Consider the following 9,796-nt stretch of genomic DNA (forward strand, 5'->3'; position numbering starts at 1 on the left):
TTCCGTGAACAGGTGCGGCTTCCATGAACGACACCCCGATCCTCGCCCCTTCGCCCACGAGACCCGCCCTCCGCCCGACCCCGGTCGCCGCGGTGATCGTCTCCCTGGTCCTGGTGGAGCTGTCCAGCGGCATCACCCAGGGCTTTCTGGGCCCGCTGCTGAAGGGGCTCACCACCACCCTGCACGTGAGCGTCGCCGAGCTGAACTGGATCAGCATCGCGAACCTGCTCTCCAGTGTCGCCTTCACGCCCATCCTGTCCCGTCTGGGCGATCTGCACGGCCACCGTCGCGTGCTGCGCTGGAACCTGGGCATCGTGCTGACGGGCTCGGTCCTGGTGGGGCTGAGCCGGTCGTTCGGGCTGCTGCTCGCGGGGCAGGTGCTCCAAGGCGCGTTCGCCGGGTTCTTCCCGCTGCTCGTCGGCATCCTGCGCAATCGGCGCACCGCCGCCGAGAGCCGGCGCGGCATCAGCCTCATGGTGGCCGCGCTGGTCGGCGGGCTCGCGCTGGGCACGGTGAGCAGCGGCCTGATCGCGGAGTACGTGGCGGCGCCGACCGCCGCGCTGTGGGTGCCCGCCGCAGCGGTGGGTCTCGCCCTTGCGGTGACCTGGCCGCTGCTGCCGGAGACCGAGGAACGGCCGGGTGGCTCCGCGGACTGGCTCGGCGCCGGGCTGCTGTGCGTGGGGCTCGTCGCCATCACGCTGGGGCTCGGGCAGGGCGGAGCGCCCGGCTGGGAGTGGACCTCGGCGAGGACGCTGAGCTGCCTGGCCGGCGGTGTGCTGGTGACGGCGGTGTGGGTGCTGGCCGAACTGCGGACCGCGGCGCCCGTCATGGACGTACGCCTGTTCCGGCGCCGCAACGTCGTCGTGGTCGCGATCGTCACCCTGACCTTCAGCTCCTGCATGCTCGGTCTGCTGGTCGCCAACCCGGTGTTCCTGAGCACCTCGCGCGCCGAGGCGGGCTACGGGCTCGGGCTCACGCCGCTGGCCACCGCGTTCGCGCTGCTGCCGAACATGCTGGCGCTCGTACTCGGCGCCCTGGTCGCGCCCGCCGTCGCCGCACGGCTCTCCGACCGGCGGACCCTGCTCGCGGGCTCGCTGCTGATGGCTGCCGGAAACCTCGCCGTGTTCGTCTCCCACAGCAGCCTCGTGCCCTACCTGACCTGCACCGCCGTCGTCGGTCTCGGCAGCGGGCTGCTCCAGCACTCCACCCGGACCCTCGCCGTCGAGGCCGTACCGCACGACCAGACCTCGGTGGGCTCCGGCATCAACGAACTCCTCATCAACGTCGGCGGCTCGCTCGGCGCCGCCGTGGTGCTCTCCGTCTTCGCCGCCGAGACCGCCGCGGGCAGGTCGCTGCCCGCCGTCACCGCCTACACCCACGCCTGGGCGATCTGCGCCGCCGTGTCCCTGGCGGGCGCGCTCGTCTCCCTGCTCTACCGCCGCCCCGCGAAGGAGGCCCAGTGACCAGCGCCCAGCTGAAGGAACGGTGCCGGGACACCGTCACCCGCGCGCAGGACCAGGTCCTCGCGCTCAGCCACAGCCTGCACGCCGAGCCGGAACTCGCCTACGAGGAGCACCGGTCCGCCGGGAAGATCGCCGACCTGGCCGAGGGCGCGGGCTTCGCCGTCGAACGAGGCGTGTGCGGACTGCCGACCGCGTTCACCGCGACCGCCGGCTCGGGGGACCTGGTCATCGGGATCTGCGCCGAGTACGACGCGCTGCCCGGCATCGGCCACGCCTGCGGCCACAACGTCAACGGCGCCGCCGCCGTCACCGCCGCCCTCGCGCTCGCCTCCGTCGCCGACGACATCGGCGTCACCGTCAAACTCCTCGGCACACCCGCCGAGGAGTACGGCGGCGGCAAGGCCGACATGCTGCGCGAAGGGGCCTTCGACGATGTGGCGGCGGCGATGATGGCACACGCCGCGCCCACCGACGCCATCGGCATGACCTCGCTCGCCATCAGCAGCTGGAAGGTTACGTACACCGGCCGTACGGCGCACGCGGCGGCGATGCCGCACTGCGGGGTGAACGCCGCCGACGCGATGATGATCGCGCAGGTCGCGATCAGCGCCTACCGGCAGCAGATGACGCCCGGCGCGGTCGTCTCCGGCATCGTCACCTCCGGCGGCGAGGCACCCAACGTCATCCCCGGCCGTACGACGGCGGACTACGACTGCCGCGCCGAGACGATCGAGGAACTGCGGGAGCTCCAGGCCCGGGTGCGCGCCTGTTTCGAGGCGGGGGCACTGGCGACGGGCGCCGAGCTGGCGCTCGAAACGGTCGGCAACGACTACGCCGATCTGCGGCAGGACCTGGACATGTGCGCGCTGTACCGCGAGGCGGCGGGCGACCTCGGCCGCACCGTGCCGCCGCGCGACCCCCGGCTGCGCGGCGGGTCGACGGACATGGGCAACGTCTCGCAGACCGTGCCGTCCATCCACCCCATGATCGGTTACGACTGCGGCGACGCGATCATGCACAACCCCGATTTCACGCGATACGGCACGACCGCGAGCGCGGACCTCGCCGTCCTGGACGGCGGGCTCGCCATGGCATGGACGGCGCTGGGCCTCGCGACCGACGAGGGGCAGCGGAGCCGGTTGCTGAAGCGGCTTGCGGAGCGCGGCCGTCGCTAGTTTCCGTGGGTATTTCCCTGGCCCGGCGTCAGCCTTTCAGCCGTTCAGGTTCTCAGCCCCGCGGGTCTTCAGGTCTTCAGGCGGGGATCGGGCTGCTTCGTGACAGGTGTCGGTGAGGGGACCTGCCGGTAGAAGATGTCGATGTCCACCTCTTCGCCGCCGACGGTCAGGGTGTCCCAGGCACCGCTCGCGAGCAGGGTGCGGACGGTTTCGGGCTTCAGTTTCCGGAGGTGGTCGCGGAGGGCCGTGTCGTCCGGCATGCCCGGGACCCGCGGTGAGAGACGGTCGCGGATCTCCCGCAGCCGTTCCATGAACGCGTCGATGTCCGCCTCGTTCGCCTTGTCCGCCCCGCCGTCCGGAGCCGTGGGTACGGCCGCCTCGATGCTCTGCGCGATCGTGTCCTTGATCGCACAAGTGTCGCCGTGTTCGTCGGTGGTCACCATCGCGTTCCACGCACGGCTCTTGTGCCGGTACTGGAGCATCGACATCGCCGCCTCGTGACGGACGAAGTCGGCGTCGCGGAAGGCCTTCCCCCGCCAGGCGTTGCTGAGGGAGCGGGCGAGCGAAATGGCCGACGCGAGCCCGCTGTTGAGCCCGCGCCCCGGCCAGAAGTGGATCGCGTTGGCGGCGTCCCCGAGCAGGAAGCCGTACGTCCCCGGGGTGGTGGGCGTCGCGGAGTGGAGCCGGGCGGTGAAGCGCGGCCGCTGCACCATGTCCAGGCGGAACCCGGTGACGGCGCTCAGGTTCCCCTCGGTGACGCCGAAGAGGACGAGGCCCTCCAGCACGCGCTTCCACAGGGCCGAACCCTTGACCAGGGCGGGCAGGAACAGCGTGCCGTGCGTCGAGCAGCGGAAGTCCCCTTCCTCGTTGCGGCCCATGAGACAGGGCCGCGAGGCGACACACTGCTCGAACACGTGCCGGACGGGGTCGACCCCGATCACCTCCTGGGCCTCGGCGTCGGTGAGGCGCATGTTCAGGAAGCCCTCGCCGCGCAGGGAGTTCAGAAGGAAGCGGTTCTGCGCCACCGTCAGCAGGACGGCCATGGGGTCCGGCAGGTCGGACTTCACCCGCAGCCCCAGCACGACGTCCTGGACGTGCTGCCCCTTCAGGGAGTAGATCGACGCGTCGGGAGCGCCGAACTTGTCGCTGAGGTGATCCCGGGTCCGTGAGCGGCCGCCCTCGCAGATGGCGAGCACGTGGTCCTTGACCACCGTCTCACGCTGCTCGGTCGCGTCGAAGCGGGTGGGAACGAGCCGGATCCGGTCGGACTTCTCGTTCGCCATCTCCAGGAGTACGTCCTCGACGTAGGCGATCCGGACGTTCCGCGGGCCGTAGCCCTGGACGGAGTCCGGCCCGGCCGGCCACATCTCGGTGTACGCGCCGGCGCCGAACAAGCGCTCCTGGACCTTCTCGGGAAGGTTCAGGTACTGGCGGCTCTGGACGGTCACGACCTGCTGCCGCCGGACGTTGCCCTGTGACTCGTTCTTCCAGACGACCCGCGAGCCGTCCTGGGTCCAGCGGCCGTCGTAGACGGTGATGGCCACGCGCCGCCCCATCAGATGCTCCAGCAGCAGGGCGAAGCTCAGCCCCACGGGACCGCCGCCCGAGACGGTGACGTTCAGGACCGGGCCCGGCGCGGCGGCCGCGAGCGGGTTCGGGACATCCGTGATCGTCTCCATCGCCTCGGGGATCTCGAAGCAGAAGACCTCGTCGCCGATCGTGATCTCGTCCCCTGAGGTGAGGACGTGGGACGTCACCTGCCTCCCGTTGACCAGCGTCCCGTTCCGGCTTCCCCGGTCGTACAGGACGTACCGGTCGGCCTCCCGCAGTACTTCCGCGTGCAGACGCGAGGCCCGCCCACTGGCGATCACGACACTGCTGTCACCGCTGCGGCCGAAAGTGACCGGAGCGACGCCGACAGAGAACCGCCGCCCGGCCAGAGGCCCCACACGCCCGGTGATCGAAGCCGGCATGGCCACTCCCCCTTGGATCTGTCCGTACTGGCCGTAAGCCGGTCGTGGCCAGGACACCGACCGACTCGAATCAACAGCTCGGCACAGACAGGCGTGTTCCCCCCAGGCCCGTTGCCCCAGCCCCCAACAGGTGGGTTCCAGGTTCGCGCCACGGTCGCCCCCGCGCAAGGCCGTAGGACGGGAAGTTGCAGATCAGGTGTGGTGTGGCGGGAGGGGCGCGGGGGACTCAGGGGGCAGATTGGAAGAGGCCGCGCCGCGAGGGCGAGGCCCTGACGGCCTCGGCTCGGTTCGGCGACTGCCGGCCCCGAGCGGCCGGGCAGCCGACCGAGGGCAGGCGGGGGTGCCCGGTCCGTTGCGACGTTACGGCTGCCTCACGGCGTCCGGGGCGGGCTCCGCGTCGCACTCGGCCGGCGGGTTCAGCAGTTGGGCGATGTCGCGGGCGGCGGCGACGACCTGCTCATTGCTCGCCTCCAGGCCCTGGGCCGCGAAGAAGGCGAGGTTGACGCTGAACAGGGCCATGCGGATGCGCAGTGCCTCCTCCACGGAGGCGTCCGGGCCGGTGAGGGCGTCGAAAAGGGCGGTCAGCCGCTCGAAGACGTTCTCCCGGCCGGAATGCAGTTCCTTGACGACATGCTGGTTGGCGAAGGCGAACCGCACAGCCTGCAGGCCCTGCCGAGAGACCAGGTCGATCATCCGGTCGATGGTCTGCGCGCGCAGTCGCGGGCCGGGAGGCTGCGTACGGGCCCAGTCGACGAGTTCGTCCAGGGCCTCCAGATGCTCGGTGAACAGCGAGCGGACGATGTCTTCCTTGCCGTTGAAGTGGTAGTACAGGGCTGCCTTGGTGATGCCCAGGCGCTCGGCGATCTCTCGCAGGGAGGTGGCTTCGTAGCCCTGCGCGGCGAACAGATCCAGGGCGACCTTGCGGATCTCGGCCTTGGTGTCGCTGCCTCGCCGGTGTCCTGCGCCCGCCATTTTCATCCGCCTTCTTCCGGTGGTGCCGCGTCCGACCGATCTTCGTCGCCGGGGGTCTCGCTTGCAAGCTTACCGCCCGGCAAGTAAGTTACTTAACGGCCGGTAGGTGACGCCGTGACGTCGAAGCAGGCTTCTCCCCGTGCACGGTCCGTCCCGCGCAGGCGCTGCGGGGCGGGCGTGCCACGTGCGGTCCGCTACCCGCCAGCACTCCCGTTCCCAAGAAAGGCACCGCCATGGCGTCGACCGCAGCCAATCCCGACCAGGAGTCACCGCCCCGCTTCACCCACCGCGAGATCATGGTGACGATGAGCGGCCTGGTCATCGCGCTGCTGCTGGCCATGCTCGACAACATGATCGTGGCTCCCGCCCTGCCCACGATCGTGGGCGATCTGGGCGGGCTCAATCACCTGGCATGGGTGACCACCGGCTACGTTCTGGCCTCCACCGTCGCCACCCCGATCTGGGGCAAGCTCGGCGACCTGCTCGGCCGGAGGATCACCTTCCTCTCCTCCATCGTGATCTTCCTGCTCGGCTCGGCGCTGTGCGGCATGTCGCAGAACATGGGTGAGCTGGTCGGCTTCCGCGCTCTGCAGGGCCTCGGTGCCGGCGGCCTGATGGTGGGCGTCATGGCGGTGGTGGCCGAGATCGTGCCGCCGCGTGAACGCGGCAAGTACCAGGGCGTGATGATGGCCGTGATGCCGGTCGCCATGATCGGCGGGCCGCTGGCCGGCGGCTTCATCACCGACCACCTCAGCTGGCGCTGGGCCTTCTACGTCAACCTGCCGCTGGGCGTCGTCGCCCTGCTGGTGTGCTGGTTCACCCTGGCCAGGCTGCCGCGCGGCACCGGCCGGGTGCGCATCGACTGGACCGGGGCGGCCCTGCTCACCGTCTGGATCACGGCGCTGGTCCTGATCACCAGCTGGGGCGGCAACGAGTACGACTGGTCCTCGGCGATGATCATCGGTCTGGCGGTGGTGACCGTGGCGGCCTTCGTCGCCTTCGTGTTCGTCGAACGCCGCGCCGCCGAGCCGATCATGCCGCTGGCGGTCTTCGGCAACCGCGACTTCTCCCTGGCCGGGGCGCTCAGCTTCATCGTCGGCTTCGCCCTCTTCGGCGGGGTGACCTTCCTGCCGCAGTTCCAGCAGTTCGTCCAGGGCTCCTCCGCCACCAACAGCGGCCTGCTGCTGATGCCGATGATGCTCGCCTCGATGGTGACCTCGCTGGCCGGCGGCCAGATGATCAGCCGCACCGGCCGCTACCGCCTCTGGCCCATCGCCGGCACCGTCCTGATGGCCGCCGGACTGGCCCTGTTCGCCACCATGGACACCGGCACCTCCCGCACCGTCACCTCGCTGTACATGGTCGTCCTCGGCGCCGGCATGGGCTGCCTGATGCAGACCACCATGCTGATCGCCCAGAACAACGCCCCGCTGAAGGACATGGGCGCCGCCACCGGTGCCGCGACCTTCCTCCGCAACATGGGCGGCTCCCTGGGCGTCTCCCTGCTGGGCTCGGTCTACGCCTCCACCCTGACCGACTCCGTCGTCTCCCACGGCGGTATGGCGACCGGCTCCGGCGGCTCGGCCTCGGTGTCGCAGATGACGCCGGAGATCCTCAAGAGCCTGCCCGCGGCGGCCCGCCAGGTGTTCCAGCAGGCCGTCACCGACGGCGTCAGCTCCGTCTTCACCTGGGGCGCGGTGGTGGCCGCCGCGGGCCTGCTGATCGCCCTGCTCATCCGCCAGGTGCCGCTGCGGGGCTTCGAGGCACCGGCCCCTGCCGACGCCTCCGGCACGTCCGGAGCAGTCCAGGACGACCAGGGGGCCACCGAGAAAGCCCCAGCCGGCAGCTGACGACCCACCGCCTCCTCTCTCCGCTCGGGGACGGGCAGGAGAGGGGACTGCCCCCTCCCCGTCAGGGGACGGCCGGGGAGGGGGCACCGCCGGGGCCGGTCCGTTACGGACCGGCCCCGGCCCGCCAGCCGTGGCGACGCGATTTCGTCGCATGTCTCCAGCACGAGACTCATCTCCGTGCACGCTCCATCGACTTCCCCGGCATCGAGGAGTGCACGTTCCAGGCTCGCGTGGACAAGGTTGCCGACCTGCGGGTACTGATCGCCGGCCGCCGTGTGTTGGCCGTACGCATCGACTCCGACCTCTTGGACCGGCGCAAGGAATGCAGCGCGCTCACATACAGCGTGGTGGACCTGCCGGGTCGCCTGGAGAAGGCCCTGCTTGACGCGGACGTCTGCGGGGTGAGCGTCGGACCACGCGGGTTGCAGGTCAAAGGCCCACGGACCACCCTCGGCTCACCGCGTGCGTGAAGGCGCGCCACGCCGGGGAGGCGATGGTCGCGACGGAAGTGCCGCCGAGCTTTGTGTCACGTACGAGTACCTGCCCACCGTCGTGAGCGCACTCGACGCATTCGCCACCGGCGCCATTGCTGTAGGACGACTTGACCCACGGGCCCGGAGCCTCTGTGCCGCCGAGGTCGACGTTCACCGTGCGTACTCCTTCACAACGCTCTTGATCAGCTGAATCGTTCGTCGTGGGCTCAGGGCTGCCGCCCTCAACTCGTCGAACGCCCGCGTGTACTCGCGGACATGAGGTTCCCCTTCCAAGTACATCGCATCCGTGATGCCGTCCCGGTACACGATGTCCGGGTCTTCCGGATCGGGGAACCCCAACATGGTGAACGGTCCCGTGGTCGGGCAGGTGCCGGCGTCGAAGGGGAGTACCTGCAAGGTCACACTTGGCTGCTCCGCCGCCTCCAGTACGCGTTCCAATTGTGCCCGCATCAACTCCCGCTCGCCGACGACTCTGCGCACGGCACCCTCGCTCACGATGAACCAGCAGTCGGGAGCACCGGGGGCGTTGAGCATGGACTGGCGCTCCAGCCGTACCCGCACCGCCCGATCGATGTCCTTGGGAGGCATGTACGAACCGCACGTGTGCAGTTCCCGGGCGTAGGCCTCGGTCTGCACGAGGCCGGGCAGGACTTCCGACTGGTACTGGCGCAGCGTGGACGCATCCTGTTCGAGGCCGATGTAGATCGAGAACCATTCGGGCACTCCCGACCCGTGGACCTGCCACCAGCCGCGCGTCTTGGCCTGCCGCGCCAAGGACTTGAGAAACTCGCGAAGCTCGTCGCCGGTGTCGTAGAACCGGCACAACGCGTCGATGTCGGAGGGCTGGACCCGCCCGCTGCCGGTCTCCATCCGGTTGACCTTGGAGCCGCTCCAGTCCAGGGCCGCCCCGACCTGGGCGCAGGTCAAAGCGTTCTTCTCCCGGAGCTTCTTCAGCTCGATGGACAGTCGACGGCGGCGCGCCGTCGGTGATCCGGCCATCTGGACCCCTTCATGTCGAAACAGCGTTCAGTCTCTGCGCCAAGGGTGCGGGCCGCCAATCACCCGATGGTGGGATTCTCTCCGTGCACATTGCACGACGGGATTCGCGCCGGCCATCCTGGCGATGAGAACGACCGATGTGGGGCCGGCCCGGAGCTCCGGCATCCGCACGGACCCGCGAGCGACGAAGGGTTGGCTCGGAAGTGATCCCAGGCGCATGCATGGTGAGAACGCCGTGGACCGTGGAGTTCACGGCTCTGGAGGAAGAGGTGGCGGTCCTGCGTCGCAGAGTGCGCGAGCACCTCGGCAGCTGGGGACTGCGGGACCTCGTGGACGAGGCGCAGCTCTGCGTGAGCGAGCTCGTGGCCAACGTCATCACCCACGTCGGCGTCGGTACGCCGACCACCCTCGCCGTCCTGATGAACGGTGCGTGTCTGCGCATCGAGGTGCACGACCCCGACACCCGTGCACTGCCCTCACTGGTGACCGCCGACATTGAGTCGGAAGGGGGTCGCGGCATGACACTCGTCGAGGCGATCACGGATCGCTGGGGCGTCCAACTCCTCGCCGACCGAAAGGTGACCTGGTGCGAACTGGCGACGGGGCTGCCGTCGCCGGGAGGCCAGGACGAAGGCCCCCGGGTGACCCGGGCGGAGGCGGTGCTCGACCTCTACGGCGCGGCAGGACCGAAGCTCGGTTCGCGGCTCGGCAGATTGAGCATCACCGAGGGGGAGGAGGCGGCGATCTTCCTCATCACCGACCTCCTCCACTGGCTCCGGGCACACGGTCGCGACGCGGACGACGTGCTGGACCGTGCGCAGATGCGGTTCGAGACCCAGGTGTCCGAAGTCGGCTCGTGACCCGGGTCGA

The 9,796-nt window shown here is 70.0% G+C and carries 9 protein-coding genes; 5 read left to right on the forward strand and 4 right to left on the reverse strand.

The features are described from left to right. Positions 1-23: 23 nt before the first annotated feature. Positions 24-1,463, forward strand: a complete 1,440-nt coding sequence (locus TNCT6_RS19510) for an MFS transporter (RefSeq protein WP_141360579.1) — start codon at positions 24-26, stop codon at positions 1,461-1,463. Beyond that, entirely contained in the window at positions 1,460-2,638 is a 1,179-nt protein-coding gene (locus tag TNCT6_RS19515) for a M20 family metallopeptidase (RefSeq protein WP_216372786.1), read from the forward strand. The genes TNCT6_RS19510 and TNCT6_RS19515 overlap by 4 nt, the downstream gene beginning before the upstream one ends. Positions 2,639-2,706: 68 nt before the next feature. Here the strand turns inward: TNCT6_RS19515 and TNCT6_RS19520 are convergent, their stop codons facing one another. Next, positions 2,707-4,611, reverse strand: a complete 1,905-nt coding sequence (locus tag TNCT6_RS19520) for an FHA domain-containing protein (RefSeq protein ID WP_141360580.1) — start codon at positions 4,609-4,611, stop codon at positions 2,707-2,709. A 360-nt stretch (positions 4,612-4,971) separates the two neighbouring features. Then, positions 4,972-5,583 carry a TetR/AcrR family transcriptional regulator gene (locus TNCT6_RS19525; protein ID WP_141360581.1) on the reverse strand — a complete coding sequence of 204 codons (612 nt, stop codon included), beginning with the start codon at positions 5,581-5,583 and terminating at the stop codon, positions 4,972-4,974. Positions 5,584-5,816: 233 nt separating this feature from the next. Between TNCT6_RS19525 and TNCT6_RS19530 the strand changes: the two genes are divergently transcribed. Both TNCT6_RS19530 and TNCT6_RS42090 read left to right on the forward strand, forming a co-directional pair. After that, positions 5,817-7,433, forward strand: coding sequence for an MDR family MFS transporter (locus TNCT6_RS19530; protein ID WP_141360582.1), 1,617 nt, complete (start codon positions 5,817-5,819; stop codon positions 7,431-7,433). Positions 7,434-7,663: 230 nt separating this feature from the next. Continuing rightward, entirely contained in the window at positions 7,664-7,903 is a 240-nt protein-coding gene (locus TNCT6_RS42090) for a hypothetical protein (protein ID WP_373996257.1), read from the forward strand. Here TNCT6_RS42090 and TNCT6_RS19540 read toward each other — a convergent pair. Both TNCT6_RS19540 and TNCT6_RS19545 read right to left on the reverse strand, forming a co-directional pair. Next, positions 7,863-8,081, reverse strand: a complete 219-nt coding sequence (locus TNCT6_RS19540) for a DUF397 domain-containing protein (protein ID WP_141360583.1) — start codon at positions 8,079-8,081, stop codon at positions 7,863-7,865. The two genes, TNCT6_RS42090 and TNCT6_RS19540, sit on opposite strands and share 41 nt — an antisense overlap. Then, positions 8,078-8,926: a helix-turn-helix transcriptional regulator gene (locus TNCT6_RS19545; RefSeq protein ID WP_141360584.1), complete on the reverse strand. Its 849-nt coding sequence runs from the start codon at positions 8,924-8,926 to the stop codon at positions 8,078-8,080. Before TNCT6_RS19545 ends, TNCT6_RS19540 begins: the two co-directional genes overlap by 4 nt. A 221-nt stretch (positions 8,927-9,147) precedes the next feature. Here TNCT6_RS19545 and TNCT6_RS19550 point away from each other — a divergent pair, with 221 nt between their 5' ends. Beyond that, positions 9,148-9,786: an ATP-binding protein gene (locus TNCT6_RS19550; RefSeq protein WP_141360585.1), complete on the forward strand. Its 639-nt coding sequence runs from the start codon at positions 9,148-9,150 to the stop codon at positions 9,784-9,786. Positions 9,787-9,796 lie beyond the last annotated feature (10 nt).

It is taken from the genome of Streptomyces sp. 6-11-2, from assembly GCF_006540305.1.
Taxonomy (GTDB): domain Bacteria; phylum Actinomycetota; class Actinomycetes; order Streptomycetales; family Streptomycetaceae; genus Streptomyces.

Coding starts and splice junctions, on each gene's coding strand:
- TNCT6_RS19510 (WP_141360579.1), top strand. CDS start 24: ATGAACGACACCCCGATCCTCGCCCCTTCGCCCACGAGACCCGCCCTC.
- TNCT6_RS19530 (WP_141360582.1), top strand. CDS start 5,817: ATGGCGTCGACCGCAGCCAATCCCGACCAGGAGTCACCGCCCCGCTTC.
- TNCT6_RS19520 (WP_141360580.1), bottom strand. CDS start 4,611: ATGCCGGCTTCGATCACCGGGCGTGTGGGGCCTCTGGCCGGGCGGCGG.
- TNCT6_RS19545 (WP_141360584.1), bottom strand. CDS start 8,926: ATGGCCGGATCACCGACGGCGCGCCGCCGTCGACTGTCCATCGAGCTG.
- TNCT6_RS19550 (WP_141360585.1), top strand. CDS start 9,148: ATGGTGAGAACGCCGTGGACCGTGGAGTTCACGGCTCTGGAGGAAGAG.
- TNCT6_RS19525 (WP_141360581.1), bottom strand. CDS start 5,583: ATGGCGGGCGCAGGACACCGGCGAGGCAGCGACACCAAGGCCGAGATC.